Genomic DNA, 26,172 nt, shown 5'->3' with positions numbered 1-26,172 from the left:
ACGATGGCGGGCATGACTGCTGCCCAGGCCGCCCAGGCCCCCGCCCGCGCGCTCGTCCTCGCCTCCGCCTCCCCCGCCCGGCTGAACCTGCTGCGGCAGGCCGGGCTGGCGCCGCACGTGATCGTCAGCAACTTCGACGAGGACTCCGTCACCGCGGACTCCCCGGCCGAGCTGGCGCTGGCACTGGCCGAGGCCAAGGCGGCGGTCGTGGCGGCCCTGGACGAGGCCGCGGGCGCCCTGGTGATCGGCTGCGACTCGGTGCTGGAGCTCGACGGCGAGGCGCTGGGCAAGCCGGCGGACGCCGACGAGGCCACGGCCCGCTGGAAGGCGATGCGGGGGCGGGCCGGCGTGCTGCGCACGGGGCACTGCGTGATCGACACGGCGACGGGGCGGCGGGTTTCGGCCACGGCCTCGACCACGGTCCGCTTCGGCGAGCCGAGCGACGCGGAGGTGGCGGCCTACGTGGCGAGCGGCGAGCCGCTGCACGTGGCCGGGGCGTTCACCCTGGACGGGCTGTCGGCCCCGTTCATCGAGGGCATCGACGGCGACCACGGCAACGTCATCGGGCTGTCAATGCCGCTGCTGCGCTCGCTGCTGGGGGAACTGGGCGTGTCCATCACGGACTTGTGGGCTTGAGCCAATTCCCTTCGCCCGCCGTGCCTTCAGCGGCAGTGCCTTCGCCCGCCGTGCCTTCGCCCGCGTGGAGCACCAGGGTCAGCACCAGCAGGCAGAGGATCAGCATCGTCGCGGCGAAGGCGCCCCAGCCGACCAGGGCGGCGGCCAGGGCGCCGAGCACCCCGTGGGTGACGGCGGCGGAGACGACCACGACGCGGGCGAAGCCGCGGGGCGGCCGGTCCCGTACGGCGGTGACGGCGAGCAGGACGGCGCACAGGAGCAGGAACGCGGCGATGCCGGCGCCCAGGGCGTAGGTAGCCATGGACATGACATCCGGATCGGCGCCGGCGATGGACATCGACTGGTTGCGGGTGGTCCGGCCCAGCACGAAGTGCACGAGGCCGAGCAGCAGCGCCTCGGCGGCGACCACGGCCGCAGCCAGCCCCGCCACGGCCCTGCGCAGCACGACGTCCACGAGGCCACACCCCTCCCACGCGTGTTCGACGTCGTGGAGGCTACTAACCGGTAAACCTATGGACAAGGGGTGTGCACCGCTTCGTTATAGGGGGTGCCCCGACCGGCGATCCCGCAAAGAATGTGTGGGCCGTTCGTAGGGAATCGACAAAGAATCGCCGGGGGCCGCTGACCTGCCGCACAGAGACCGTGGCTACCTGACGGGGTTACTGTGCAGTCGGGGATCCCCCTGACCTGGGGCGCCACTTGGCCTTTCCTCGATCGAGGCGGACTCGAATCACACTCCGTGTGGGCAAGGTCACCTCTAGGGAAGGGTCGAAAGGCCGTGTGGGCAGTCCCTAAACTCAGCTTGTTTCAAGGAGGGAGCCATCGTGCGCAAGGTGCTCATCGCCAACCGTGGCGAAATCGCTGTCCGCGTTGCTCGGGCCTGCCGGGATGCCGGAATCGGGAGCGTAGCCGTCTACGCCGATCCGGACCGGGACGCCCTGCACGTCCGCGCGGCCGACGAAGCTTTCGCGTTGGGCGGTGACACCCCGGCCACCAGCTACCTGGACATCTCCAAGGTCCTGCAGGCCGCCGCCGATTCCGGCGCGGACGCGATCCACCCCGGATACGGCTTCCTCTCCGAGAACGCCGAATTCGCGCAGGCCGTCATCGACGCGGGCCTGACCTGGATCGGCCCGCCGCCGCAGGCCATCCGCGACCTCGGCGACAAGGTCGCCGCCCGCCACATCGCGCAGCGCGCCGGCGCCCCGCTGGTCGCCGGCACCCCGGACCCGGTCTCGGGCGCCGAGGAGGTCGTCGCCTTCGCCAAGGAGCACGGCCTGCCGATCGCGATCAAGGCCGCCTTCGGCGGCGGCGGCCGCGGCCTGAAGGTCGCCCGCACCCTGGAGGAGGTGCCGGAGCTCTACGACTCCGCGGTGCGCGAGGCGGTCGCCGCCTTCGGGCGCGGCGAGTGCTTCGTCGAGCGCTACCTCGACAAGCCGCGGCACGTCGAGACCCAGTGCCTCGCCGACTCCCACGGCAACGTGGTCGTCGTCTCCACCCGTGACTGCTCGCTGCAGCGCCGCCACCAGAAGCTGGTCGAGGAGGCCCCGGCGCCGTTCCTCTCCGCGGAGCAGAACGCCGAGCTGTACGCCGCCTCGAAGGCGATCCTGAAGGAGGCCGGCTACGTCGGCGCCGGCACGGTCGAGTTCCTGGTCGGCCTCGACGGGACGATCTCCTTCCTCGAGGTCAACACCCGCCTGCAGGTCGAGCACCCGGTGACCGAGGAGGTCTCCGGCATCGACCTGGTGCGCGAGATGTTCCGCATCGCCGACGGCGAGGAGCTCGGCTACGGCGACCCGGTGCTGCGCGGCCACTCCTTCGAGTTCCGCATCAACGGCGAGGACCCGGGCCGCAACTTCCTGCCCGCCCCCGGCACCGTCACCAAGTTCAACGCGCCCTCCGGCCCCGGTGTCCGCCTGGACGCGGGCGTGGAGTCCGGCTCGGTCATCGGCCCGGCCTGGGACTCGCTGCTGGCCAAGCTGATCGTGACGGGCGCCACCCGTGAGCAGGCCCTGCAGCGCGCGGCCCGCGCCCTGGCCGAGTTCGAGGTCGAGGGCATGGCCACGGCCATCCCGTTCCACCGCGCGGTCGTGACGGACCCGGCGTTCGCCCCGACCGACGGCACCCCGTTCAAGGTCCACACGCGCTGGATCGAGACGGAGTTCGTCAACGAGATCCCGGCCTTCACCGCCCCCGCCGCGGAGGAGGCCGAGGAGGAGCCGGGCCGCGAGACGGTCGTCGTCGAGGTCGGCGGCAAGCGCCTCGAGGTCTCCCTGCCGTCCTCCCTGGGCATGACCCTGGCCCGTACGGCCGCGGCGGGCGGCGCCAAGCCGAAGCGCCGCGCGGCGAAGAAGTCCGGCCCGGCCGCCTCCGGCGACACCCTGGCCTCGCCGATGCAGGGCACGATCGTCAAGGTCGCGGTCGAGGAGGGCCAGCAGGTCAACGAGGGTGACCTCGTCGTCGTGCTGGAGGCCATGAAGATGGAGCAGCCGCTGAACGCCCACCGCTCGGGCACCATCGTCGGCCTGACGGCCGAGGTCGGCGCCTCCCTCACCTCGGGCGCCACGATCTGCGAGATCAAGGACTGACCCCCCGAACCCCCCGAACGCCGGCGGCTGGACCCCCAGCCGCCGGCGTTCGGCGTTCCCGAGCCCGGCCGGCAGCCTCCGTCCGGAGCCGGTCGAGCGCTGCCCCAGGCGCCGTCCGCCCCGAGCCCGGGTCCCCGCACCGGCCGAGGCTGCGCCCCAGCCGGGTGGGGTCCGGCAGGGGTTTCAAAGGGGGATCCGCTCCCAGCAGCGGACCGGGTCGTGCTGGAGGCCCCAGCCGAATCTGCAGGCAGGGCAGTGCACCATGGTGGTGCCGTAGCGCTGCACCAGCGGGGCGGCCTCGTCGCACGACGGGCACGGCAGAGAGGTCCGCCGGCAGACGCCGCCCGGTGCGCGCGGCCGAAGGGCCCGCCGGGCCGCGGCGCGGCCCCGTGCCCAACGGGCCCGAACTGTCGGCCGACGAGCGGCGCCGCTTCTTCCGGCGGATGCGCCGGACCGCCGAGGAGGCCGGGCCCGACCGGTTTCTCCTGCGCCGCCAGGCCCTCTACCTGGCCGGGTACGACACGGCACCCGACGCCGCGGAGTGGCTCGCCCGGCAGCAGGCTGCGGAACGGCCGGAGAACTGGCTCACCCAGTGGCTCACTGCCCGTTCCGTCGCGACCGTCGCCGCCCGGCAAGGCGACCGGGACCGCATGCGGCACTTCATCTCCTCCACGCTCGCCGACGACGCTGGCGAGGCCGCCAACCTGAACTACTGGGCGTACTGGATCGGCGAGAGCCCGCACCCTCAGCTCTCGGACGACTTCATCGCCTCGCCCGTCAAGGGCGGCTGGCACGGACAGAGACTGCTCCAGCACCTGACCGCGGGACTCGTGCCTCACCAGGGGTTCTTCGACCTGAACGTCCACACCCTCTGGGCCCTCCTCGCCGCGCGCCCCACCCTCCTGCGCGTACCGTCCGCCGCACGCTCCGCGCTGCGGGACCGGCTGCCGGTGCTGTTGGATGGCTCTGAGCCTTCGACACGCGCGCGTCGAGAGCTGGAAGGCATCCGGTACGCGATCCGCCTCGCCGAGGCGTGAAGGAGAGACCAGTGGCTGACGACCTGTCCGCGGTGGCCCGCTTCCTCTACGAAGCGGGGACGCTCAAGCACACACGCCGCACGGGCTGGTGGATGGCCGGGATCGGCAACCCCGAGAGTGTCGCCGAGCACTCCTGGCGCACGTCCCTGATCGCATCGATCATCGCGAAGCTCGAAGGCGCCGACCCCGCACGGGCGGCGTTCCTGGCGGTCTGGCACGACACCCAGGAGACCCGCACGGGCGACGTGAACTACTTGGGGAAGAAGTACGCGACGAGCGCCGACCCGGTGGCGGTCACGGCCGACCAGACCGCCGGCATGCCGGAGCTGCTCGCATCGGCGATTCAGGACCTCGTCGCCGAGTACGAAGCCAAGGACTCGCCGGAGGCCGTCTGCGCCCGGGACGCCGACAAGCTGGAGTGCATGCTCCAGGGCATCGAGTACAAGGCCCAGGGGTACGAGAGCGCGCAGCGGTGGATCGACAACAGCAGGGCCCGGCTGACGACGGAGACCGGACGCCGGCTGGCTGATGAGCTCCTCGGTCAGGGCCCGCTGGACTGGCTGCGGAGCGCCCTCGGCGAGCAGGCCTGACTCCTGACCCCTGACGCCTGACCCCTGCGCCTGACCCCTGACGCCTGACCCCTGAGCCGCGAAAGCGCCCCTTCTCCGGACCGCAGGCCGGCGAGGGGGCACTTCGCTGCTAACGGCGGCGGAGGTCCGCTACTCGGGGGCGGTCCTGTGGGGGGTCCAGGAGGGACGCGGGGGCGCTGCGGAGTTGGGGGGCCGGGGTGCCGCGGCGCTGGACCGGGAGGGGGGCCTCGCGGCGCGGGCGGCGGCCCTGGACCGCGTCCAGCGGGCCGGTGGAGGCGGTGCCCGCCACGGTGATCTGGACGCCTTGGTCGGCGAGGGCCTGGAGCTCCGTGGCGGCGCGGTCGTCGTGGGCGGGGGGCTCGTCCGTCACCAGGCGGGTCATCACGTCCGTCGGGACCGTCTGGAACATGGTGTCCGTGCCGAGCTTGGTGTGGTCCGCCAGGACCACCACCTCCGCCGCCGCCTGGACCAGTGCCCGGTCCACGCTCGCGGAGAGCATGTTCGACGTGGACAGGCCGCGCTCCGCCGTCAGGCCGCTGCCCGACAGGAAGGCGCGCGAGACCCTCAGGCCCTGCAGGGACTGTTCCGCGCCGCTGCCGACCAGGGCGTAGTTCGAGCCGCGCAGGGTGCCTCCGGTCATGACGACTTCGACGCGGTTGGCGTGGGCCAGCGCCTGGGCGACCAGCAGGGAGTTGGTCACGACGGTCAGGCCCGGCACCCGGGCCAGCCGTCGGGCCAGCTCCTGGGTCGTGGTGCCCGCGCCGACGACGACGGCCTCGCCTTCCTCCACGAGGCCCGCCGCGACGTCGGCGATGGCGGTCTTCTCCGCCGTCGCGAGATGGGACTTTTGCGGAAACCCGGATTCCCGCGTGAAACCTCCGGGCAGTACCGCACCGCCGTGCCGGCGGTCGAGGAGTCCTTCGGCCTCCAGCGCCCGCACGTCCCGCCGTACGGTCACTTCGGAGGTCTGGACGACGCGGGCGAGCTCCCGGAGCGACACCGCTCCGTTGGCCCGCACCATTTCGAGAATCAACTGGCGACGTTCTGCAGCGAACACGAAACTGACAGTAACCCGGGCGACCGTCTGGTTTCAGCTCCTTGCGCCGGAATACCGAAGTTGTCCATAAGGCGGGGTGCTTAGTGGTATACGCGGCGGGGCGGGGACGTGAACATCCCGCCACGCGCCCGCCGTCCGCCGGCATCGCTCCCCAACTGGCATGGCCAGCAGGAAGGTTGCCGGCGGACCGGCCGGGATCAGGCCTCGGCGGCGGTCTTCCGGGTGTGCAGCTGGCGCGCCACCTCGGCGATCGAACCGGACAGCGAGGGGTACACAGTGAACGCGTTTGCGATCTGCTCGACGGTCAGGTTGTTGTCGACGGCGATCGAGATGGGGTGAATCAGTTCGCTCGCGCGCGGCGAGACGACCACGCCGCCCACCACGATGCCCGTGCCGGGGCGGCAGAACAGCTTCACGAAGCCGTCCCGGATGCCCTGCATCTTCGCGCGCGCGTTGCGCAGCAGCGGCAGCTTGACCACGCGGGCGTCGATCCGGCCGGCGTCGACGTCGGCCTGGGTGTAGCCGACGGTGGCGATCTCGGGGTCGGTGAAGACGTTCGAGGAGACGGTCTTGAGGTTCAGCGGGGTCACCGCGTCGCCGAGGAAGTGGTACATCGCGATGCGGCCCTGCATGGCCGCCACCGAGGCGAGGGCGAAGACGCCCGTCACGTCGCCGGCCGCGTAGACGCCGGGCGAGGAGGTGCGGGAGACCTTGTCGGTCCAGATGTGGCCGGACTCCTTGAGCTTGACCCCGGACTCCTCCAGGTTCATGCCCTTGGTGTTCGGGACGGCGCCGACCGCCATCAGGCAGTGGGTGCCGGTGATGACGCGGCCGTCGGAGAGGGTGACCTCGACCCGGTCGCCGACGCGCTTGGCGGACTCGGCGCGCGAGCGGCCGACGACGTTCATGCCGCGGCGGCGGAAGACGTCCTCCAGGACGGCGGCGGCGTCCGGGTCCTCACCCGGCAGCACGCGGTCGCGGGAGGAGATCAGGGTGACGCGCGAGCCGAGGGCCTGGTAGGCGCCGGCGAACTCGGCGCCGGTGACGCCGGAGCCGACCACGATGAGCTCCTCGGGGAGCTCGTCGAGGTCGTAGACCTGGGTCCAGTTCAGGATGCGCTCGCCGTCGGGCATCGCGTCCGGGATCTCGCGCGGGGTGCCGCCGGTGGCGATCAGCACGCACTCGGCGGTGAGGATCTGCTCGGTGCCGTCGGCGGCCGTGACGATCACGTCGCGGGTGCCGTCGATGCCCTGCGGGCCGCCGAGCCGCCCGCGGCCGCGGATGACGCGGGCGCCCGCCCGGGTGACGGAGGCGGTGATGTCGTGCGACTGGGCGAGCGCGAGGCGCTTGACGCGCCGGTTCACCTTGCCGAGGTCCACGCCGATGATGCGGGCGGACTGCTCGATCGGCGGGGTGTCGTCGGCGACGACGATGCCGAGCTCCTCGTAGGAGGAGTCGAAGTTCGTCATGACCTCGGCGGTCGCGATGAGGGTCTTGGAGGGCACGCAGTCGGTCAGGACCGAGGCCCCGCCGAGGCCGTCGCAGTCGACGACGGTCACCTCCGCGCCGAGCTGGGCCCCCACGAGGGCCGCCTCATACCCGCCGGGTCCGCCGCCGATGATCACGATCCGGGTCACGAAAACTCCGCCTCACGTCTACCCGGCCGAGCGCCGCCCCGGCCGGGGCTTCCGGGGGGTCTCCCCGGGGGATGCATTCCGTGCTCCATTGTCCCGCACGCTTCAAGGTGCTTCTCCCCCGGTCCCGCGGCGGCCCTCCGGGCGTCCCTCCACCGGTCCCCTGCGAGGACTCCGTCCGGGGGTACGCCCACCGGGCACGCGTACGGGGCCACCCCTCCCGTACCCTCGACTGCATGTCGCTCTACGCCGCGTACGCCGGCAACCTCGACCCGCGGCTGATGACGCGCCGCGCCCCGCATTCGCCGCTGCGCGGAACGGGCTGGATCAACGACTGGCGGCTGACCTTCGGCGGCGAGCAGATGGGCTGGGAGGGTGCCCTCGCGACCATCGTCGAAGCGCCCCGCCAGCAGGTCTTCGTCGCCCTGTACGACATCGCGCCGCTGGACGAGGACTCGATGGACCGGTGGGAGGGCGTCGGCCTCGACATCTACCGCCGGATGCGGATCCGGGTCCACACCCTGGACGGCGAGGAGGCGGCCTGGTGCTACGTCCTCAACGGCTACGAGGGCGGCCTGCCCTCGGCGCGCTACCTGGGTGAGATCGCCGACGCCGCCGAGTCCGCGGGCGCTCCGCACGACTACGTGATGGAACTGCGCAAGCGCCCCTGCTGAGCCGCGGGGCGGCGGCGGACGGCCCGGACCGGCCCCGTACGCCCTGACGTGCGCCCCGTCACGTCCTCGCGCGCGCCCCCGTACACGCCCTGCGCGCGCACCCGTACGCGCCTGGCGGGCCGTCCCGCCCGCCGTCTTCGCAGGTCGCGGGCGTGGGGCCCAAGGCCGCGTACGCCGCGCCCCGGGAGGATTCGGCGGAAACGACAAGGCAACGATCCGAACACCGTGAGCTGCGTCATCTACGCGCGTAGGCCATCAGCGGCTACGCTCGTCTGCGTGAACGCATCTGTAACCGACCCCTACGCCGCCGCCGACGCCGCCGCCGCGCGTCTGCGGGAGCTGACCGGCGCCGAGACCCACGACGTCGCCCTGGTCATGGGCTCCGGCTGGGCCCCCGCGGCCGAGGCCCTCGGCACCCCCGAGTTCGAATTCCCCGTCACCGAGCTGCCCGGCTTCCCGCCCCCCGCCGTCGAGGGCCACGGCGGCACGATCCGCTCGTACAAGATCGGCGAGAAGCGCGCGCTGCTCTTCCTCGGCCGGACCCACTACTACGAGGGCCGCGGCGTCGCCGCCGTCGCCCACGGCGTCCGCACCGCCGTCGCGGCCGGCTGCAAGACCGTCGTGCTGACCAACGGCTGCGGCGGCCTGCGCGCGGGCATGAAGCCCGGCCAGCCGGTCCTGATCAGCGACCACCTGAACCTCACCGCGACCTCGCCGATCGTCGGCGCGAACTTCGTGGACCTGACCGACCTGTACTCGCCCCGTCTGCGCGCGATGTGCAAGGAGATCGACGAGACCCTCGAAGAGGGCGTCTACGTCCAGTTCCCCGGCCCGCACTACGAGACCCCGGCCGAGATCAACATGATCCGCGTCATGGGCGCCGACCTGGTCGGCATGTCCACCGTGCTGGAGGCCATCGCCGCCCGCGAGGCCGGCGCCGAGGTGCTCGGCATCTCCCTGGTCACCAACCTGGCCGCGGGCCTGTCCGGCGAGCCGCTGAACCACGAAGAGGTGCTCCAGGCCGGCCGTGACTCGGCCGCGCGCATGGGCAAGCTGCTGACCCAGGTCCTCGCCCGTATCTGAGGCACCGGCGACCGGCACCGTACGAGAGACAAGGCGGAAGTAGTGCAGGAACAGGACGACCTGATCACCCGGGCCCGGGCCTGGCTGGCCGAGGACCCCGACCAGGAGACCGCGGACGAGCTGGCGCAGCTCATCGCGGCCGGCGACACCGCGGAGCTGGCGGACCGGTTCTCCGGGACCCTCCAGTTCGGCACCGCAGGGCTGCGCGGCGAGATCGGCGCCGGCCCGATGCGGATGAACCGCTCCGTGGTCATCCGGGCCGCGGCGGGCCTCGCCGCGTACCTCAAGGCCCAGGGTCGCGCCGGGGGCCTGGTCGTGATCGGCTACGACGCGCGCTACAAGTCGGCCGACTTCGCCCGCGACACCGCCGCCGTCATGACCGGTGCCGGGCTCCGCGCGGCCGTCCTGCCCCGACCGCTGCCGACGCCTGTCCTCGCGTACGCCATACGGCACCTGGGCGCCGTGGCCGGCGTCGAGGTGACCGCGAGCCACAACCCGCCCCGGGACAACGGCTACAAGGTCTACCTCGGCGACGGCTCGCAGATCGTGTCCCCCGCCGACACGCAGATCGCCGCCGAGATCGCGCGCGTGACGACGCTCGCGTCCGTCCCGCGACCGGAGTCGGGCTGGGAAGAGCTCGGCGACGAGGTCCTGGAGGCCTACCTGGCCCGTACGGACGCCGTCCTGAGCCCCGGCTCCGCCCGGGGCGTGCGCACCGTCTACACGGCCATGCACGGCGTCGGCAAGGACGTCGTCCTGGCGGCCTTCGCCCGGCACGGCTTCCCCGAGCCGGTGCTCGTGGCCGAGCAGGCCGAGCCGGACCCGGCCTTCCCGACGGTGGCGTTCCCGAACCCGGAGGAGCCGGGCGCGATGGACCTGGCCTTCGCCAGGGCCGCCGAGGTCCAGCCGGACATCGTGATCGCGAACGACCCGGACGCGGACCGGTGCGCGGTGGCCGTCCCCACCGCGGAGGGCAGCGGCTGGCGCATGCTGCGCGGCGACGAGGTCGGCGCGCTGCTGGCGGCGCACCTGGTACACAAGGGTGCGACCGGCGTCTTCGCCGAGTCGATCGTCTCCTCCTCGCTGCTGGGCCGGATCGCCGAGGCGGCCGGGGTCGGCTACGAGGAGACCCTCACGGGCTTCAAGTGGATCGCCCGCGTCGACGGCCTGCGCTACGGGTACGAGGAGGCGCTCGGCTACTGCGTGGACCCCGAGGGCGTCCGCGACAAGGACGGCATCACCGCCGCGCTGCTGGTGGCCGAGCTGGCCTCCGAGCTCAAGGAGCAGGGCCGGACCCTGACCGACCTGCTGGACGACCTGGCGATGGCCCACGGCCTGCACGCCACGGACCAGCTGTCGGTCCGCGTCTCGGACCTGTCGGTCATCGCGAACGCCATGGCGCAGCTGCGGGCGGAGCCCCCGGCGTCCCTGGCGGGCCTGCGGGTGGTCGCGGCGGACGACCTGACGCAGGGCACGGAGACGCTGCCGCCGACGGACGGCCTGCGCTACTACCTGGAGGGCGACTACAAGGCCCGGGTGATCGTGCGGCCGTCGGGCACGGAGCCGAAGCTGAAGTGCTACCTGGAGGTCGTGGTCCCGGTGGCGGACGCCGCGGACCTGGCCCCGGCCCGCGCCCGCGGGCAGGAGATCCTGGACGCCATCAAGAAGGACCTGGCAGCGGCGGCGGGCATCTGACACCGCCAGCCCGGTAACCGCCCAGCGGCCGCCTGACGCCGCCGATGCGGCGACGGCCCCTGAAGCGGCGACGGCCCCTGAAGCCACAGCTTCGGGGGCCGTTGGCGTACGGGGGCTTTCCCGTGCGTCTCCGCGGCCGCATCAGCGGGGGGGCGGGGTCGGGAGGGGCGGGATTCCGCCCGGGCGGTGTCAGGGAGGTGCTGGGGGCTTCCCGTCAGTCCCATCGTCCTTCCGCGTCGTGACGGCCTGTCAAGGGCGCTCCCTGCGGTCGCGTCGCTACGCGATCGCCTCCGGCGACCCTTGACAGACCGTCCCGCCACGGAAAAACGAAGAACTGCCGGGAACCCCCCAGAGGAACGGCACGGTCCATGGACAAGGGACGGGCCCGTCAGCGACCAGACGAGGGGTCGGGCCACGGCCCGCCGGGCATCCGGGCCCCTGAAACAGCCGAGCCAAGGCGGCCCTACCCGCACGAAATGCCGACCAGACCCCCTGCGGAGCACCCAAGCGCGACAGATCGCTACGCGCTCCTGCCGTCTCGGCGTCCGCGCCCCGTCTGGGGCTGATACCCGCACCAAACGACGAGGAGACGGTCGACGCAGAACGGCAGGCGCCCCAGATCGCTACGCGCTCCTCCCGTCTCGGCGTCCGCGCCCCGTCTGCGGCTGATACCCGTTCACCCGCCCCCGGAAGACGACGAGATGTGCGGCGAGACCGGTAGTCGGGTGCCACAGACGGGCCGCGGACGCCGAGACGGGGGCGGGCTGGTCGTCGTCTCGTGCGGGTACCAGCCACAGACGGGGCGCGGACGCCTTGCCGGGAGGAGCGCGTAGCGATCTGAGGCGTGAGGCGCGTCGGAGGTGGTTTTTGCGGGAGGTGGTGGGGGCGGGCCGTGGCCCGACCCCTCGTCTGGTCGCTGACGGGCCCGTCCCTTGTCGATGGACCGTGCCGTTCCTCTGGGGGGTTCCCGGCAGTTCTTCGTTTTTTCCGTGGCGGGACGGTCTGTCAAGGGTCGCCGGAGGCGATCGCGTAGCGACGCGACCGCAGGGAGCGCCCTTGACAGGCCGTCACGACGCGGAAGGACGATGGGACTGACGGGAAGCCCCCAGCACCTCCCTGACACCGACCGGGCGGAATCCCGCCCCTCCCGACCCCGCCCCCGTGCGCCGACTCCCTCAGCGCGTCGGCGTCGGCGTCGGCGTCGGTGACGCCGACGGCGGCGTCGTCGTCGACGGGCGGACCAGTTCGCCCAGGGTCGGGACGGATTCCGGGCGGCGGCGGACCGCCTCCGTGCACTCCCAGGCCCGCGGCGGGTCCGCATCCGGGCCGCCCAGGACCACCGGACCCGGTCCGGCCGAGACGGTCTCGCTCCCGGCCAGGGTGCACACCACCTGCGACAGTGCCACGGGCGGCAGGTCCTCCGGCTTGCGGCTCAGCCGCACCGTGCCCGTCGGGTCCCCGGTCCGCCCGGCGGCGACCGTCAGGCCGGCCGGCACCGCGGAGGTGAAGCCCGCATCCCGCTCCTCCGGCGACGGCTCCCGCTCCAGCGCCTCCAGAAGCGCCTCGGCGGCGAGCACGGCCGGGTCCCGGGCCGGCTTCTTCTCGGCTATGGGAACCACCCGTTCCACACCGACCAGCTGCGACCCGCACACCAGTTCCACGGTGGCCCGGAAGCCCTGCGTACCGCCCTGCTGCGCCGGGATGTCGCAGGACACCCGCGACGGGGCCGCGCCCACGTCCACCGGGACGGTGGTCGCCCGGATCCCGCAGCCGGCGGTCAGGGACGCCAGGGCCGCGGCCCACACCACCGCGGCGGCGGCAGCGCCGCCCCTACGCGTCGTTCGCGCCACCACGGGCGATCACCTTCCCCACGTCCACCGGGAGCCGCAGCGTGAACAGCGCGCCCCCGCCCTCCGCGTTGGCCGCGGTGATCTCACCGCCGTGGATGTGCGCGTTCTCCACCGCGATGGACAGGCCGAGGCCGCTGCCCTCGGACTTGGGGCGGGACGCGCTCGCCTTGTAGAAGCGGTCGAAGACGTGCGGGAGGACTTCCTCGGGGATGCCCGGCCCGTTGTCGCGCACCGCGATGACGAGCCATTCGTCGTCCACGCGCACCGACACCCGCACCGGCGAGCCGCCGTGCTTGAGCGCGTTGCCGATCAGGTTGGCGAGGATGACGTCGAGGCGGCGCGGGTCGAGCCGCGCCACGATGCCCCGCTCCGCGTCCAGTTCGACCGCGTCGAGCCAGGCCCGCGCGTCGATGCACGCCGTCACCTGGTCGGCGACGTCCACGTCGTCCAGCACCAGGCGCGCCGTCCCCGCGTCGAAGCGGGTGACCTCCATCAGGTTCTCCACCAGGTCGTTCAGCCGGCGGGTCTCGCTCACGACGAGCTTCACCGCCGGGGCGATCATCGGGTCGAGGTCGTCGGCCTCTTCCTCCAGCACCTCGGCGACCGCGGTCAGCGCGGTCAGCGGGGTGCGCAGTTCGTGGGACATGTCCGCGACGAAGCGCCGGCTGGCCTCCTCGCGGGCGCTCATGTCGGCGACCTTCTTCTCCAGCGCTTCCGCCGTCTTGTTGAAGGTGTGCGACAGGTCGGCGAGTTCGTCGTTGCCGGACACGTCGAGGCGGTGGTCGAGCTCGCCCTCGCCCAGGCGCCGGGCCGCGTCCCCGAGCCGCTGTACGGGCTTGAGGACCGTGCGGGCGGCTCCCTGCGCGAGCAGGGCGGAGCCGAGCAGCGCGAGTCCCGTCGCGATGGTCAGCGACCAGCCGAGCGCGTTGAGGTCGTCGCGCTCCTGCGCGAGGCTCTTGTACATGTAGCCGGTCGGCCCGCCGCCGACGATGCGGGTGCCGCCGACGAGGTACGGGTTGCCGTGCGGCTTCGTCCGCTGCCAGTACACGTGGTACTCGGAGTCGTTGGCGGAGGTCTCCTTCTGGCGGTCGTTCACGGCCCGCTGGAGCGAGGCCGGTACGTCCTCCAGCCGGAACGCGCCGGGGCCCGGGCCGGCGGCGCCGAACACCGTGCGGTGGTCAGCCCGCTCGTCGACGAGCAGCACGCTGTAGCCCTGGCTGCTGCCGGCCATCAGCTCGGCGGTGCGCTGCAGCTCCTCCTGCGTGGGGTCGGCGGGCAGGGCCGCGGCCCGGTTCTGCATCTGCTGGCGGAAGTCGCCGAGGGCCGCGTCCTGGGTGCGGGTGAGCACCGCCTCGCGGTTGAGCCAGTAGGCGATGCCGGACGCGGAGACCGCGGCCGTCAGCGCGACGAGCGAGAACACCATCAGGAGCCGCAGCCGCAGGCTGGTCCAGCGCCGGCCCGCGAAAAGGGCCTTGATCACTGCGGCGAGTCCAGGCGGTAGCCGACACCTCGTACGGTGCGGATGAGCGTGGGCGAGGAGGGGACCTCCTCGACCTTGGCCCGCAGGCGCTGTACGCAGGCGTCCACGAGCCGGGAGTCGCCGAGGTAGTCGTGCTCCCACACCAGCCGCAGCAGCTGCTGGCGGGACAGGGCCTGCCCGGGCCGCCGGCTGAGCTCGAGCAGCAGCCGCAGCTCGGTCGGGGTGAGCTGGAGGTCCTCGCCGTTCTTCGTGACGGTCATGGCGGCCCGGTCGATGACGAGGGAGCCGAAGACCGCGGAGTCGCTGGCCTCCCGTTCGCCGCGGCGCAGCACGGCGCGGATGCGTGCGTCGAGCACCCGGCCCTGGACCGGCTTGACGACGTAGTCGTCCGCGCCGGACTCCAGGCCGACGACGACATCGATGTCGTCGCTGCGCGCGGTCAGCAGGATGATCGGCAGCTGGTCGGTGCGGCGGATGCGCCGGCACACCTCGAAGCCGTCGATCCCGGGCAGCATCACGTCCAGCACGATCAGGTCCGGTCGCTGCTCGCGGAGCAGCTTCAGGCCGTCCTCGCCCGTCGCCGCGGTGGCCACACGGTGGCCCTGGCGGGTCAGGGAGAGTTCGAGGGCCGTGCGGATGGCGTCGTCGTCCTCGATCAGCAACAGGAAAGGCACGGGCTCATTCTGTCCCATCGGTGGTTGGGAGTTCGACCGTCGGGTGAGGGGATCTCACGGCGGCGCCCGCGGGGGCTGAGGCGCGGCGGCTGTGACAGGCCTGTGACAGTCGGCGGACACCCCGGTTATGTCCGGGGGGCAGGCTTCTACCAACGCACCGAGCGGATGCGGGATCCGAAGCAGACTCCACGACGGGGGGCGCGAGATGAACACGCTGCACAGCACCAACACCAGCGCGGTTGTCACGCGGCTGCACGATGTGAACCGCCGGGCAGGTGCCCGATCGGTGACGGTCGCCCGTCCCCGGCAGGCGCACACGGCGGCCATCGACGCGAACACGTACCAGGCCGCGGTTCCGGGCCGGCTCGCGCCCCGCCTGTCCTCCACCTCGGAGGCGGAGTTCACCGCGTACGTCCAGGAGCGCCGGGCCGCGCTGTACGCGACGGCCTTCCACCTGACCGGCGACCGGTACGAGGCCGAGGACCTGCTGCAGAGCGCGCTGTTCTCGACGTACCGGGCCTGGGACCGCATCAGCGACAAGGCGGCGGTCGGCGGCTACCTGCGCCGCACGATGACGAACCTGCACATCAGCGCCTGGCGCCGGCGCAAGCTCAACGAGTACCCGACGGAGGAGCTGCCGGAGACGGCCTCCGACACGGACGCGATGCGGGGTACGGAGCTGCGCGCGGTGCTGTGGCAGGCGCTGGCCCGCATCCCGGAGCCGCAGCGCACGATGCTGGTGCTGCGCTACTACGAGGGCCGCACCGACCCGGAGATCGCCGAGATCCTCGGCATCAGCGTGGGCACCGTGAAGTCGAGCATCTGGCGCTCCCTGCGCCGCCTGCGCGACGACGAGGTGCTGAGCTTCGGCCGCGACGAGGCGGAGTCCTTCGAGGAGCTCGTCGCGTAACACCACAAGACCACTGGCCGGGGGGCCCGTCCTACGGGGGTGGGACGGGGGCCATTGGGGGGGATGAGGGCGGGATCGTGCGGCCGGGGGTCCGCACGGTCCCGCCTTCGCATGCGCTGCGGGGGATGTCCCGGGGGGTCAGGCCACGGGGGCGGCCGCGGGGGCGGCGGCCGGGGTGCGGTGGCGGCCGGCTGCGGCAGCGGCCATCCGGCCGAGGGCCTCGTCGGGGCCGCAGGGGTGGGCGCCGAGGGCGATGTGGCGGGCGACGATGCCGCGTTCGGCCCGCATCAGGCGCCAGCCGCGGCGCAGCAGGAACAGCACCGACTTGCGGCCCTCGCGCAGGTCGCGGGCCAGGCGCCGGCGGAAGGTGGTGGAGGGGCGGCCGCGCAGGCAGAGGGCGTCGGCAAGCAGCCCGAGCTCCTGGCAGCGGGCCGCGATGTCGGCCGCGAAGATCCCCTCGGCGATGAACAGCGGGGTGCGGGCGGTGCCCGTGGTGTCCGCGAGGTCGAAGGTCTCGACGCCGGTGCGGGAGGAGGTGGCGATGTCGTACACCGGGACCTCGGTGCGGCCGGAGCGGCACAGGGCGGCCACGGCCGCGACGGCGACGTCGGCGTCCCACGACAGCGGGGAGTCCCAGTCGATGTCGGAACTGCCCTCGACCAGCGGGAGGGTCGGGTCGTCGCCCTCCTTGTAGAAGTCGTCCAGGCGCAGGACGGGGAGCCCGGAGCGGGCCGCCAGCGAGGACTTTCCGGAACCTGAAGGTCCGGTCAACAGGACGACACGCGTAGCCAAAGGAGAGGAGCTGCTCACGGAACACCAGTGTGGGGCATTACCCCGCGCAGGGGATGCCTCCTGCGGCCGGTTGGTATCCAGGATCACACCTCGACTACGCTGCGTGCGCACGTGAACACGATGACCGGCCACACCGGCAGACCGACACAGGCGGGATCCCCATGGCACGTCACGCAGTCCCCGGCGCCTCCTCGCTGCGCTCCGCAGGGCTCACCCTCTCCATGGCCGGCGCGGCCCTCGCGATGGCTGCCGGCGGCGCCCATGCGGGCGGCCAGGGCGGCGCCCAGACCGGCGAGCTGTCGGTCCCGGCGGCGCTCTCCGGCGTCGTCGACCCCATCACGAACCTCAAGGTGAACCCGCTCGCGAACACGGGCGTGGATCCGCTGACCAACGGCCTCGCCACCAAGGTCGCCGACTTCCCCGCCGTCGGCACCGGCATGGTCACCGGCACCCTGACCCAGGGCCCTTCGGTCGGCGAGCTCCCCGAGGCGGCCGTGTCCTCGCTGCTGGGCCCCCTCACCGGCGGAGGCCGCTGACGACGGACGCCGGCCCCGGCAGCGCGGGTGGCTGCCGGGGCCGGCGTGTGGGGCTTCCGATCCGTACGTACTGGACGTACTAGTACGACGAGCCCGAGGCGCCCAGGGAGCCCGTGGGGTGCCAGACCGTCTTGGTCTCCAGGAACGCCGTCATGCGCGACGTGCCCGGGTCGGCGCTCCAGTCGTCCACAGGCTGTGGACGCAGGACGCGCTTGAGGTTGTCCGCGGCGGCGATCTCCAGCTCCTTGGCCAGGGCCGCGTCGGCGCCCGCCAGGTCGATCGCGTTGACGTCCTGGTGGGCCGCCAGGTGCGGGCCCATCTCGGAGGCCTTGCCGGACAGGATGTTGACCACGCCGCCCGGCAGGTCGGAGGTGGCCAGCACCTCGCCCAGGGACAGGGCGGGCAGCGGGGCCTTCTCCGAGGCGATGACGACCGCGGTGTTGCCGGTCGCGATCACCGGGGCGATGACCGAGACCAGGCCCAGGAAGGACGACTCCTGCGGGGCGACGACGGTGACGACACCGGTCGGCTCCGGGGTGGAGAGGTTGAAGAACGGGCCCGCGACCGGGTTGGCCCCGCCCACGACCTGGCCGATCTTGTCCGTCCAGCCCGCGTACCAGACCCAGCGGTCGATGGCCGCGTCGACGACCGCGGCGGCCTTCGACTTCGACAGGCCCTCCGCCTCGCCGACCTCGCGGACGAACTGCTCCCGGCGGCCCTCCAGCATCTCGGCGATGCGGTAGAGGACCTGGCCGCGGTTGTACGCGGTCGCGCCCGCCCAGCCGCCGAAGGCCTTGCGCGCGGCGACGACCGCGTCACGGGCGTCCTTGCGGGAGGACAGCGGGGCGTTGGCCAGCCACTTCCCCTTCGAGTCGCTCACCTCGTACACCCGGCCGCTCTCGGAGCGGGGGAACTTGCCCCCGACGTACAGCTTGTAGGTCTTGAAGACGCCCAGACGGGTCGCAGAAGACTCAGACATCGAGGTAGCCCTCCAGGCCGTGGCGGCCGCCCTCGCGGCCGAAGCCCGATTCCTTGTAGCCGCCGAAGGGCGAGGTCGGGTCGAACTTGTTGAAGGTGTTGGCCCAGACGACGCCCGCGCGGAGCTTGTTCGCCACCGCGAGGATGCGGGAGCCCTTCTCCGTCCAGATGCCGGCGGACAGGCCGTACTGGCTGTTGTTGGCCTTGGCCACGGCCTCGTCCGGCGTACGGAAGGTCAGCACGGACAGGACCGGGCCGAAGATCTCGTCGCGGGCGACGGTGTGCGCCTGGGTGACGTTCGTGAAGAGCGTCGGGGCGAACCAGTAGCCGGAGGACGGCAGCTCGCACGCCGGCGACCAGCGCTCGGCGCCCTCGGCCTCGCCGGTCTCGGCCAGGGCCGTGATCCGGGCGAGCTGCTCGGCGGAGTTGATCGCGCCGATGTCGGTGTTCTTGTCGAGCGGGTCGCCCAGGCGCAGGGTGGACAGGCGGCGCTTGAGGGAGTCCAGCAGCTCGTCGTGGATCGACTCCTGGACCAGCAGGCGGGAGCCCGCGCAGCAGACCTGGCCCTGGTTGAAGAAGATGCCGTTGACGATGCCCTCGACGGCCTGGTCGATCGGGGCGTCGTCGAAGACGATGTTGGCGCCCTTGCCGCCCAGCTCCAGGGTGACCTTCTTGTCGGTGCCGGCGACCTGGCGGGCGATGGCCTTGCCGACCGCGGTGGAGCCGGTGAAGGCGACCTTGTCGACGTCCGGGTGGGCCACCAGCTCGGCGCCGGCGTCGCCGTAGCCGGTGATGATGTTGACGACGCCCTTGGGCAGGCCGGCCTGGCGGCAGATGTCCGCGAAGAACAGCGCCGACAGGGGGGTCGTCTCCGCCGGCTTGAGGACGACGGTGTTGCCCGTGGCGAGCGCCGGGGCGATCTTCCAGGCGAGCATCAGCAGCGGGAAGTTCCACGGGATGACCTGGCCGGCCACGCCGAGCGGGCGCGGGTTCGCGCCGTAGCCCGCGTGGTCGAGCTTGTCGGCCCAGCCCGCGTAGTAGAAGAAGTGCGCGGCGACCAGCGGGAGGTCCGCGTCACGCGTCTCCTTGATCGGCTTGCCGTTGTCCAGGGTCTCCAGGACGGCGAGCTCGCGGCTGCGCTCCTGGATGATCCGGGCGATGCGGAAGAGGTACTTGGCGCGCTCGGAGCCGGGCAGCGCGGACCACTTCTCGAAGGCCTTGCGGGCGGCCTTGACGGCGCGGTCGACATCGGCGGCGCCGGCCTGGGCGACCTCGGCCAGCACCTCCTCGCTGGAGGGGCTGACGGTCTTGAAGACCTTGCCGTCGGCGGCCTCGGTGAACTCGCCGTCGATGAAGAGCCCGTAGGAGGGGGCGATGTCGACGACCGAACGGGACTCGGGAGCCGGTGCGTACTCGAAGAGGGATGCCATGGTGATCAGTCCACCGTCACGTAGTCGGGACCGGAGTAACGGCCGGTGCTCAGCTTCTGGCGCTGCATCAGCAGGTCGTTGAGCAGGCTGGAGGCGCCGAAGCGGAACCACTCGTTGGTCAGCCAGTCCTCGCCCACGGTCTCGTTGACCAGGACCAGGAACTTGATCGCGTCCTTGGTGGTCCGGATGCCGCCGGCCGGCTTCACGCCGATCTGGATTCCGGTCTGCGCCTTGAAGTCGCGGACGGCTTCGAGCATCAGCAGGGTGTTGGCGGGGGTGGCGTTGACGCCGACCTTGCCGGTGGAGGTCTTGATGAAGTCGGCGCCCGCGAGCATGCCGATCCAGGAGGCGCGGCGGATGTTGTCGTACGTCGACAGCTCGCCGGTCTCGAAGATGACCTTCAGGCGGGCCGCGGTGCCGTCCTCGCGGAGGCAGGCCTCCTTGACGGCCTTGATCAGCTCGTACGTCTCCAGGTAGCGGCCGGCGAGGAAGGCGCCACGGTCGATGACCATGTCGATCTCGTCGGCGCCGGCGGCGACGGCGTCACGGGTGTCGGCGATCTTGACCGGCAGGGCGGCGCGGCCCGCCGGGAAGGCGGTCGCGACGGAGGCGACCTTGACGTCGGCGCCGTGCAGCGCCGCCTTGGCGGTGGCCACCATGTCGGGGTAGACGCAGACCGCGGCGGTCATCGGCGTCGTACGGTCGGTGGGGTCGGGGTGGACGGCCTTGGTGGCGAGCGCCCGGACCTTGCCCGGGGTGTCGGCACCCTCAAGCGTGGTCAGGTCGATCATCGAGATGGCCAGGTCGATGGCGTACGCCTTGGCCGTGGTCTTGATCGAACGGGTACCGAGCGCGGCCGCGCGGGCCTCCAGGCCGACGGCGTCCACGCCGGGCAGCCCGTGCAGGAACCGGCGCAGCGCGCTGTCGGACGTCGTCACGTCAGCGAATGCGGTGAGGGTGGTGGGCATGGTCACCACACGAGCATATCTACGCGCGTAGCAGCCTGTCACCCCCCACGGGTGCACATCTGTGCGGGGTTGGCCACATCCGCGCGCACGGGGGCCCGGGGAGGGGCCCCGGACGACGGCGGGCCGGGCGGCGAACGCGCTGGTCAGCGGGGGTCCAGGTCGTTACACGGCCATGACAGGAATCCCACGCTCCGGGGTCACCTGATCCATAGATTTCTCTTCAGCAGCCCGTCAGATCCTCACCGGATGAAAGCCCGACAGAGACCACGCGGCATGCGACTCTCCCTCCCGTCCTCGACACTGCTTCAAGGAGTCGTTATGCGTACCGCCCTGCGCACCTCGATCGCCACCGCCGCCCTCGCCGCGGCGGTACTGGTGCCCGCCGCGGCCCCCGCGTTCGCCGCGGACGCTGCGGGCGCGGCCGCGGCTGCGTCGCGGAGCCCGGCTGCGGCGGAGGCCACCGCCTCGGACGACGACCGGTACGCGGGCGAGCCGGTCTACATCGGCGAGGGCCTCGTCGCGGTCCTGCGCAACAAGGAGGAGGGCCCCGAGGCCTGGATCCGGTTCGTGGGCTCGCAGTGGAAGCCGGGCGACCCGTACATGGTCCGCGTCCTGACCGTGCTGGAGCGCAGCCACCCCGGCGACACCGTGAACGGGCTGCTGCTGAAGCTGGCCAAGGCGGACACCGCCGCTCCGGTGCTCACCGTCACCAAGGACGGGGTCACGGCGTCCTACCCGCTGCCGAAGGCGGGCGAGGACCCGGCGCCCGCGCAGAGCCCGGTGCCGCCGCAGACGCCCGAGGCCCCCAAGGCACCCGCGCAGGCGCAGGCCCCGCAGCAGGCGTCGGCTCAGGGCGCGCAGCCCGTCGCCGCCGCGGACGTGGAGCCGCAGACGGACGGACCGACCCCCGTCGTGCCGCAGGACGCGCTCGCCGCGGGCGCCGGGCTCGCCGCCGAGGACACCGACGACACCACCACCGCCGCCGCCGGTGCCGGACTCGCCGCGATCGCCGCCGGACTGTGGGCGGCCCGCACGGCCCGCTCCCGGCGCGCCCGCAGCGGCGCCTGAGCCCCGTCCCGCACCTCCCGCACCTCCCGTGCCTCCCGTACGCCCTCCCGTACGCCCGCCCTCGGCGGGCCGTCGCCGACGACATCCCCTGTACGCCGATCTCGTGGGTCGAGACGCCGTGAGGCAGAATCGGCCCCATGAGCAGCCAGCAGCCCACCGAGCCTGACGAGCCCGTCTACGACGACCGGGTCTACCGCTCCCCCATGGCCGTCGTCACGGGCATCGCGCTGCTCGCGCTCATCGCCTGGCTGTGCGGGGACGCGCTGCTGCGCGGGACGGGCGACGCCCGGTGGTTCGGTGCGGCGATCGCGCTGTTCGCCGTGCCGCTGACGGTGGCGTTCACGATCCGCCCGGCCGTCTTCGCCAACGACAACCGGATGCGCGTGCGCAACCCCTTCCGGGTCATCGAGCTGCCGTGGGCGGCCGTGGACGCGGTGCGCGCCGGGTACTCGGCGGAGGTGCTGGCCGAGGGGGCGAAGTACCAGCTGTGGTCGGTGCCCGTCTCGCTGCGCGAGCGCAAGAAGGCGCAGCGCCAGGGGTACGCCCGCCGCGGCGGGCTGACCGGCAAGGGGCTGGCCGCGCCGAAGGGCGCCGGTGCGGAGTCCGGCGGTGCGCCCGCCGAACCGCAGCGGGCGCACGCGGACCAGGTGGTCGACGAGCTGCGCGAGCTCGCCGAGCGCGGGGCGGCCCGGGCCGGCGCGCAGGGCAGCGTACGGGTGCGCTGGTCGTACGAGATCATCGCGCCCGCGGTGGCGGGCGCGGTGCTGCTGATCGTGCTGCTGGCCCTGCGCTAGGGCGCCGGTGCCGGCGGCGGCCGCCGGCTTCAGATTCTGGACGTGGCCGTGTCCCAGCTGGTGCACAGGGCCCAGATGATGAAGACGGCGATGGCGATCGCGACCAGTCCCCACAGCGGCTGGTAGGGCAGCCAGAAGAAGTGGACGATCACCGACAGCGAGGCCAGGAAGACGCCGGTGTAGCGGGCCCAGACCGCGCCCTTGAGCAGGCCGAGGCCGGTGACCAGGACCAGGATCCCGAGGATCAGGTGGATCCAGCCCCAGGCGCTCAGGTTGAACTTGAAGATGTAGTCGCCGATGCGCTGGTAGATCACGTCGTCCTTGGAGAGGGCGACGATGCCTTCCAGGATGGCGAAGACGCCCATGACGGTCATCAGGACGCCTGCGAACGTGATGCCGCCGGAACCCCATTCCTGGCGGGCACCGGGCCGGCTGGAAGGGGCGGGCGTGGGGGTGGTCGTCATCGCGCCACCTCGTCTCTCGCTGAGCCGGGACCTTCGTCGGATCCCGGATGGATGGGGCCATTCGAGCGTGCGCGGGCCCGCCCGGCACGGCGAGCGGCGGTAGGCCGAACGGGTGAGGCGGGGGCGGGCGGGACGGGGCGGGGCGCGTGGGCAGGGCGCCGTCCCGCGTCAGATCTCGCAGTTCAGCTGGACGTTCGTACCGCCCTCGCCGTCGCAGTCGTCGGTGCCGTCGCTGCCGTTGAGGGTGTCGTTGCCGGGGCCGCCGCGCAGGAAGTCGTCGCCGGGGCCGCCGGTGAGGAAGTCGATGCCGCCGGCGGTGCCGATGGAGTCGTTGGTGGTCTGGGCGTCGGCGTTGTCGCCGATGATGCGGTCGTTGCCGCCGCGGCCGTCGATGACGTCGTTGCCCGCGGTCGCGCGGGCGGGGTCGCCGAGGCCGCTGTCCCCGGCGAGGATCACCTCGCCGGCGCTGCCGCCGAAGATGCGGTCGTTGCCGGATCCGACGGCGGTGCCGTAGAAGGTCTGGTGGTCGCCCCAGGCGCCGAAGCCGCCGTCCGTGCCGAGGTCGATGATGTCGTCGCCGCCGGCGCCGGTGACGTTGCCGAGGATGGAGGTGCTGTCGCCGGTCACGGATCCGTTGTCGCCGGGGCCCTCCAGCAGGACGTCGTCACCGGCGCCGTCCGCGTCGTAGAAGCCGGCCGAGTCGCCGACGAGGCTGTCGCTGCCGTTGCCGCCGTCCAGGCGGTCCTCGGCCCCGCCGGTGGCGTGGTCGCCGACGCTGTCGCCCGTCAGGGCGTCCTCGTCGTCCCCGCCGAAGAGCAGGTCCCGGGAGGCGCCCTTGGCGGTGCCCTGGACGGCGTAGTGGTCGCCGATCAGGGAGTCGCCGCCGGCGCCGGCGAGGATCCGGTCGCGGCCGGTGGGACCGGTGGCGTCGCCGGTCCAGGCGATGTCGTCGCCGACCAGGAGGTCGCCGCCGGCGCCGCCGTCGATCTGGTCGTCGCCGGCGCCGCCCGCGATCTGGTCGTCGCCGGCGCCGCCGATGAGGACGTCGTTGTCGCCGAGGCCGCAGATCTTGTCGTTGCCGCCCCCGCCGTCGATGACGTCGCGGCCGGGGGTGCCGATGATGACGTCGTCGCCGGGGGTGCCGACGGTGCCGGTGGCCGTCGCGTTGAAGCAGGTGGGCGCTTCGTCGTCGGCGTGGGCGGGCGCCACGCCGAGCCCCGTCAGGGCGGCTGCCAGCGCGTGGGAGCCCACGAGTGCGACGAACGTGCGCAGGGGCCGGGCCCGCCCCCGTGCGGTTCTGCGGTGTACGAGCATGGCTGCCGTCCTTCCGTGGCCTGGGGTGTGCACCGGATGTGCACCGCGCTCACTGTGCGCGGTGGCGGCCGGGGGCCCGGGCGGACGCGTCCACCGCTCCGGTGTTTTCATCCGATCGGATTCTCATCGGACTCCATCGGATTCCGTCGGACTCCAGCGGCCGCAGCGGACCGGAACCGAAGCCGCCGACAGGGGCGTCCTCGCAGGTGTGCAGCGTCATGAGGTCGGCCACCGCGCCGCCACCGCCATACACCTGCGGCTCCGGCTCCTCGGCGGGGGCCTGCTGGTCGCCCATCTGCTCCTGGTCGCCTGGCTCACCCTGCGTCCCCTGGACGTCCCCTGGGCGGCCGCGGCCAACCTGACCCCGCTGGAGGGGATCAGGGCCGATCTCGCCTACGGGCCCCTGGAGGCGGCCCGCCGGATCGGGGAGGGGCTGGCCCTGCTCGCCCCGCTCGGCGTCCTGCTCCCGCTGACCAGCGGGAACCTGGCCCCGTCGCCGCTGGCCGCCTGGTCCTCGCTGGCGCGGACCGCCGCCGCGGCCGTGCTGGTCTCGCTCAGCATCGAGATGCTGCAGAGCGCCGTCCCGGGGCGGGTGGTCGACGTGGACGCGGTGCTGCTGAACACCCTCGGCGTGGTGCTGGCGCACGTGGCCGTCGTACCGGCGCTGCGCGCGCGGCTGCGGCGCTCGCGCACGGCGCGGCCGGAGCTCCCTCAGGGGTCCACCCCGAGAATTCCCAGGGTCGGGCTCGGCCCGTGGACCGACGTTCTCTCCGCGGTGCCGCGGGAGTATTGAGGCATCGCGGGAAACTCCCGCGAACACCTCGGAGGAGATCCCATGAGCGCCCTCGTTCGACCCCGTGACGGCCGCTGGATCGGCGGCGTCTGCGCCGGACTGGCGCGACGCTTCGGAATTTCCGCGAACACGATGCGGGCGATATTCGTCGTCTCGTGCCTGCTGCCCGGCCCGCAGTTCCTGATCTACCTGGCGCTGTGGGTGCTGCTGCCCAACGAGAAGTCCCCCTCCACCGCCTGGTGACCCGGGCGGAGGGGGCGGCCGGCCGCGCGGCCGTCAGCCCGCGCGGCGGACCTTCTCCAGCTGCTTGTCCGCCACGTCCTGCGGCACCAGCGCCTTCTGCCCGGCCCCGGCCACGTTGAGGGCCATGAGCCGGACGATCGTGTCCCCCTGCCGTACGACGACCACGTGCACCCGGGCCGAGACGCCCTGGGCGGTGGCGGTGGTGGTCCAGCTGACGGTGTCGTCGCCGGCCGTCCTGTACGCGGCGGCGCGGACCTCGCGGTAGCTGCCGCTCTGCTTCTCGACGGTGGCGGTGAAGCCCGTACCGCAGGCGGCGACCGCGTCCTTCAGGCGGGTGACGAGGGCCTTGGCGTCCCGCTCGGCGTAGGAGCTGACGGAGGCGGAGACGGCGAGCCCGACCTGCTTGCGGGAGCCGATCCCCCGGTTGACGGTCTCCCGCGCGGCCGGGTCCGGCTTGTCACCCATGATGTCGGCGAGCGGCTGGCAGGCCTTGCGGTCGGCCTGGGGCTGGCCGTCGGGGGCGTTGGGGTTCTTGCCCTGGGCGGAGACCTGGTAGTCGGGCAGGTCACCCTGTTCCAGGGCGGAGCGCTCCAGCCGGCTGCCGCCGGTCTTGGGCGCGGCGGGGCCCGAGGGGGCCGCGGCGCCCGGGGAGCCGGCGGGGGAGCCGGCCGGGACGGAGCCCTTGGGGTCCGGCGCCTCGGCGCCCGCGGTGGCGTCGCCGCTGCCGCACCCGGCGGCGCCCAGCAGGAGGGCGGGCAGCAGGGCGGCCGTGGCGGCCGCGGACGTGAACCGTGTCTTCAGGCGCATGTACCGGTGACCTCTCACCTCTCCCCCGGCTGCTGCCGGGCGGTGCTCCCGTCCTTTCCCGGACGGGCAGTTGGCGC

Annotated in this window: 25 protein-coding genes and 1 pseudogene; 13 read left to right on the top strand and 13 right to left on the bottom strand. The window is 72.9% G+C overall.

The genetic code is table 11. The annotated features are described in order from the left end of the window. The first annotated feature begins 12 nt into the window (after nucleotides 1–12). Nucleotides 13–636 (top strand): nucleoside triphosphate pyrophosphatase, encoded by a 624-nt coding sequence (locus tag AB0953_RS08165; protein WP_366858553.1) that lies wholly within the window; start codon nucleotides 13–15, stop codon nucleotides 634–636. Here the strand turns inward: AB0953_RS08165 and AB0953_RS08160 are convergent. Further along, entirely contained in the window at nucleotides 617–1,090 is a 474-nt protein-coding gene (locus AB0953_RS08160; RefSeq protein WP_366858552.1) for a hypothetical protein, read from the bottom strand. The two genes, AB0953_RS08165 and AB0953_RS08160, sit on opposite strands and share 20 nt — an antisense overlap. Nucleotides 1,091–1,460: 370 nt before the next feature. On the opposite strand from AB0953_RS08160, the gene AB0953_RS08155 reads away from it, so the two are divergent. From AB0953_RS08155 to AB0953_RS08145, 3 genes and pseudogenes are all read left to right on the top strand, one after another. Continuing rightward, nucleotides 1,461–3,224, top strand: coding sequence for a biotin carboxylase N-terminal domain-containing protein (locus AB0953_RS08155; RefSeq protein ID WP_366858551.1), 1,764 nt, complete (start codon nucleotides 1,461–1,463; stop codon nucleotides 3,222–3,224). Between the two features lie 377 nt (nucleotides 3,225–3,601). Further along, a pseudogene (locus tag AB0953_RS08150) lies at nucleotides 3,602–4,261 on the top strand (transcriptional regulator); the annotation flags it as partial. A gap of 11 nt (nucleotides 4,262–4,272) precedes the next feature. Further along, the gene (locus tag AB0953_RS08145) at nucleotides 4,273–4,851 is read left to right on the top strand and encodes an HD domain-containing protein (protein WP_366858550.1); all 579 of its coding nucleotides are present in this window, start codon (nucleotides 4,273–4,275) and stop codon (nucleotides 4,849–4,851) included. A 109-nt stretch (nucleotides 4,852–4,960) separates the two neighbouring features. Here the strand turns inward: AB0953_RS08145 and AB0953_RS08140 are convergent, their stop codons facing one another. Together AB0953_RS08140 and AB0953_RS08135 are read right to left on the bottom strand one after the other, a co-directional pair. After that, nucleotides 4,961–5,908 (bottom strand): DeoR/GlpR family DNA-binding transcription regulator, encoded by a 948-nt coding sequence (locus AB0953_RS08140; RefSeq protein ID WP_366858549.1) that lies wholly within the window; start codon nucleotides 5,906–5,908, stop codon nucleotides 4,961–4,963. A gap of 197 nt (nucleotides 5,909–6,105) precedes the next feature. Next, nucleotides 6,106–7,545 carry an NAD(P)H-quinone dehydrogenase gene (locus AB0953_RS08135; protein ID WP_366858548.1) on the bottom strand — a complete coding sequence of 480 codons (1,440 nt, stop codon included), beginning with the start codon at nucleotides 7,543–7,545 and terminating at the stop codon, nucleotides 6,106–6,108. 233 nt (nucleotides 7,546–7,778) lie between these two features. Between AB0953_RS08135 and AB0953_RS08130 the strand changes: the two genes are divergently transcribed. The 3 genes from AB0953_RS08130 to AB0953_RS08120 all read left to right on the top strand — a co-directional run bounded on the left by AB0953_RS08130 (nucleotide 7,779) and on the right by AB0953_RS08120 (nucleotide 10,994). After that, complete coding sequence (locus tag AB0953_RS08130) at nucleotides 7,779–8,216, top strand: gamma-glutamylcyclotransferase (protein WP_007266087.1); 438 nt, start codon at nucleotides 7,779–7,781, stop codon at nucleotides 8,214–8,216. A 276-nt stretch (nucleotides 8,217–8,492) separates the two neighbouring features. Further along, entirely contained in the window at nucleotides 8,493–9,299 is an 807-nt protein-coding gene (locus tag AB0953_RS08125; protein ID WP_366858547.1) for a purine-nucleoside phosphorylase, read from the top strand. A gap of 42 nt (nucleotides 9,300–9,341) precedes the next feature. Further along, nucleotides 9,342–10,994: a phospho-sugar mutase gene (locus AB0953_RS08120; protein ID WP_366858546.1), complete on the top strand. Its 1,653-nt coding sequence runs from the start codon at nucleotides 9,342–9,344 to the stop codon at nucleotides 10,992–10,994. A gap of 1,175 nt (nucleotides 10,995–12,169) precedes the next feature. Here AB0953_RS08120 and AB0953_RS08115 read toward each other — a convergent pair. The 3 genes from AB0953_RS08115 to afsQ1 are packed head-to-tail and all read right to left on the bottom strand — an operon-like array spanning nucleotide 12,170 to nucleotide 14,998. Next, nucleotides 12,170–12,844 carry a hypothetical protein gene (locus tag AB0953_RS08115; protein WP_366858545.1) on the bottom strand — a complete coding sequence of 225 codons (675 nt, stop codon included), beginning with the start codon at nucleotides 12,842–12,844 and terminating at the stop codon, nucleotides 12,170–12,172. Beyond that, nucleotides 12,825–14,267, bottom strand: a complete 1,443-nt coding sequence (locus tag AB0953_RS08110; protein WP_366858621.1) for a HAMP domain-containing sensor histidine kinase — start codon at nucleotides 14,265–14,267, stop codon at nucleotides 12,825–12,827. Before AB0953_RS08110 ends, AB0953_RS08115 begins: the two co-directional genes overlap by 20 nt. A gap of 53 nt (nucleotides 14,268–14,320) precedes the next feature. After that, the gene (gene afsQ1 / locus AB0953_RS08105) at nucleotides 14,321–14,998 is read right to left on the bottom strand and encodes a two-component system response regulator AfsQ1 (RefSeq protein WP_185117195.1); all 678 of its coding nucleotides are present in this window, start codon (nucleotides 14,996–14,998) and stop codon (nucleotides 14,321–14,323) included. Between the two features lie 205 nt (nucleotides 14,999–15,203). On the opposite strand from afsQ1, the gene AB0953_RS08100 reads away from it, so the two are divergent. Then, nucleotides 15,204–15,908, top strand: a complete 705-nt coding sequence (locus AB0953_RS08100) for a SigE family RNA polymerase sigma factor (RefSeq protein ID WP_366858544.1) — start codon at nucleotides 15,204–15,206, stop codon at nucleotides 15,906–15,908. A gap of 138 nt (nucleotides 15,909–16,046) precedes the next feature. Here the strand turns inward: AB0953_RS08100 and AB0953_RS08095 are convergent, their stop codons facing one another. Continuing rightward, nucleotides 16,047–16,784, bottom strand: a complete 738-nt coding sequence (locus tag AB0953_RS08095) for a uridine kinase (protein WP_366858620.1) — start codon at nucleotides 16,782–16,784, stop codon at nucleotides 16,047–16,049. Between the two features lie 77 nt (nucleotides 16,785–16,861). Between AB0953_RS08095 and AB0953_RS08090 the strand changes: the two genes are divergently transcribed. Continuing rightward, nucleotides 16,862–17,236 carry a hypothetical protein gene (locus tag AB0953_RS08090; RefSeq protein ID WP_366858543.1) on the top strand — a complete coding sequence of 125 codons (375 nt, stop codon included), beginning with the start codon at nucleotides 16,862–16,864 and terminating at the stop codon, nucleotides 17,234–17,236. Between the two features lie 79 nt (nucleotides 17,237–17,315). Here the strand turns inward: AB0953_RS08090 and AB0953_RS08085 are convergent, their stop codons facing one another. From AB0953_RS08085 to deoC, 3 genes are read right to left on the bottom strand one after another with little or no spacing between them, the layout of a single operon-like run. Further along, complete coding sequence (locus AB0953_RS08085) at nucleotides 17,316–18,215, bottom strand: aldehyde dehydrogenase family protein (protein ID WP_366858542.1); 900 nt, start codon at nucleotides 18,213–18,215, stop codon at nucleotides 17,316–17,318. Beyond that, complete coding sequence (locus tag AB0953_RS08080) at nucleotides 18,208–19,644, bottom strand: aldehyde dehydrogenase family protein (RefSeq protein ID WP_366858541.1); 1,437 nt, start codon at nucleotides 19,642–19,644, stop codon at nucleotides 18,208–18,210. Before AB0953_RS08080 ends, AB0953_RS08085 begins: the two co-directional genes overlap by 8 nt. A gap of 5 nt (nucleotides 19,645–19,649) precedes the next feature. Continuing rightward, nucleotides 19,650–20,618: a deoxyribose-phosphate aldolase gene (deoC, locus tag AB0953_RS08075; RefSeq protein WP_366858540.1), complete on the bottom strand. Its 969-nt coding sequence runs from the start codon at nucleotides 20,616–20,618 to the stop codon at nucleotides 19,650–19,652. 312 nt (nucleotides 20,619–20,930) lie between these two features. Here deoC and AB0953_RS08070 point away from each other — a divergent pair, with 312 nt between their 5' ends. Together AB0953_RS08070 and AB0953_RS08065 are read left to right on the top strand one after the other, a co-directional pair. Then, nucleotides 20,931–21,680 carry a hypothetical protein gene (locus tag AB0953_RS08070; RefSeq protein ID WP_366858539.1) on the top strand — a complete coding sequence of 250 codons (750 nt, stop codon included), beginning with the start codon at nucleotides 20,931–20,933 and terminating at the stop codon, nucleotides 21,678–21,680. Between the two features lie 137 nt (nucleotides 21,681–21,817). Then, on the top strand, nucleotides 21,818–22,474 hold the full coding sequence (locus AB0953_RS08065; protein ID WP_366858538.1) for a PH domain-containing protein: 657 nt from the start codon (nucleotides 21,818–21,820) through the stop codon (nucleotides 22,472–22,474). A 29-nt stretch (nucleotides 22,475–22,503) separates the two neighbouring features. Here AB0953_RS08065 and AB0953_RS08060 read toward each other — a convergent pair whose 3' ends face one another. Together AB0953_RS08060 and AB0953_RS08055 are read right to left on the bottom strand one after the other, a co-directional pair. After that, nucleotides 22,504–22,938 carry a hypothetical protein gene (locus tag AB0953_RS08060; protein WP_366858537.1) on the bottom strand — a complete coding sequence of 145 codons (435 nt, stop codon included), beginning with the start codon at nucleotides 22,936–22,938 and terminating at the stop codon, nucleotides 22,504–22,506. 168 nt (nucleotides 22,939–23,106) lie between these two features. Continuing rightward, nucleotides 23,107–24,252 (bottom strand): calcium-binding protein, encoded by a 1,146-nt coding sequence (locus AB0953_RS08055; RefSeq protein ID WP_366858536.1) that lies wholly within the window; start codon nucleotides 24,250–24,252, stop codon nucleotides 23,107–23,109. 208 nt (nucleotides 24,253–24,460) lie between these two features. Between AB0953_RS08055 and AB0953_RS08050 the strand changes: the two genes are divergently transcribed. Both AB0953_RS08050 and AB0953_RS08045 read left to right on the top strand, forming a co-directional pair. Next, on the top strand, nucleotides 24,461–25,045 hold the full coding sequence (locus tag AB0953_RS08050; protein ID WP_366858535.1) for a VanZ family protein: 585 nt from the start codon (nucleotides 24,461–24,463) through the stop codon (nucleotides 25,043–25,045). 42 nt (nucleotides 25,046–25,087) lie between these two features. After that, complete coding sequence (locus AB0953_RS08045) at nucleotides 25,088–25,288, top strand: PspC domain-containing protein (protein ID WP_361901633.1); 201 nt, start codon at nucleotides 25,088–25,090, stop codon at nucleotides 25,286–25,288. Between the two features lie 33 nt (nucleotides 25,289–25,321). On the opposite strand, the gene AB0953_RS08040 is transcribed toward AB0953_RS08045, so the two are convergent. Further along, on the bottom strand, nucleotides 25,322–26,095 hold the full coding sequence (locus AB0953_RS08040; RefSeq protein WP_366858534.1) for a hypothetical protein: 774 nt from the start codon (nucleotides 26,093–26,095) through the stop codon (nucleotides 25,322–25,324). Nucleotides 26,096–26,172: the final 77 nt, after the last annotated feature.

This window comes from Streptomyces sp. NPDC046866 (assembly GCF_040704625.1).
Classification (GTDB): domain Bacteria; phylum Actinomycetota; class Actinomycetes; order Streptomycetales; family Streptomycetaceae; genus Streptomyces.
This window is presented reverse-complemented; position numbering and strand designations above follow the sequence as displayed.

Bases quoted from the DNA above. Each gene is read 5' to 3' on its own strand.
- AB0953_RS08165 (WP_366858553.1), top strand. From the start codon at position 13: ATGACTGCTGCCCAGGCCGCCCAGGCCCCCGCCCGCGCGCTCGTCCTC.
- AB0953_RS08130 (WP_007266087.1), top strand. From the start codon at position 7,779: ATGTCGCTCTACGCCGCGTACGCCGGCAACCTCGACCCGCGGCTGATG.
- AB0953_RS08110 (WP_366858621.1), bottom strand. From the start codon at position 14,267: ATGGTGTTCTCGCTCGTCGCGCTGACGGCCGCGGTCTCCGCGTCCGGC.
- AB0953_RS08100 (WP_366858544.1), top strand. From the start codon at position 15,204: ATGAACACGCTGCACAGCACCAACACCAGCGCGGTTGTCACGCGGCTG.
- AB0953_RS08090 (WP_366858543.1), top strand. From the start codon at position 16,862: ATGGCACGTCACGCAGTCCCCGGCGCCTCCTCGCTGCGCTCCGCAGGG.
- AB0953_RS08085 (WP_366858542.1), bottom strand. From the start codon at position 18,215: ATGTCTGAGTCTTCTGCGACCCGTCTGGGCGTCTTCAAGACCTACAAG.
- AB0953_RS08080 (WP_366858541.1), bottom strand. From the start codon at position 19,644: ATGGCATCCCTCTTCGAGTACGCACCGGCTCCCGAGTCCCGTTCGGTC.
- AB0953_RS08070 (WP_366858539.1), top strand. From the start codon at position 20,931: ATGCGTACCGCCCTGCGCACCTCGATCGCCACCGCCGCCCTCGCCGCG.
- AB0953_RS08065 (WP_366858538.1), top strand. From the start codon at position 21,818: ATGAGCAGCCAGCAGCCCACCGAGCCTGACGAGCCCGTCTACGACGAC.
- AB0953_RS08060 (WP_366858537.1), bottom strand. From the start codon at position 22,938: ATGACGACCACCCCCACGCCCGCCCCTTCCAGCCGGCCCGGTGCCCGC.
- AB0953_RS08055 (WP_366858536.1), bottom strand. From the start codon at position 24,252: ATGCTCGTACACCGCAGAACCGCACGGGGGCGGGCCCGGCCCCTGCGC.
- AB0953_RS08045 (WP_361901633.1), top strand. From the start codon at position 25,088: ATGAGCGCCCTCGTTCGACCCCGTGACGGCCGCTGGATCGGCGGCGTC.
- AB0953_RS08040 (WP_366858534.1), bottom strand. From the start codon at position 26,095: ATGCGCCTGAAGACACGGTTCACGTCCGCGGCCGCCACGGCCGCCCTG.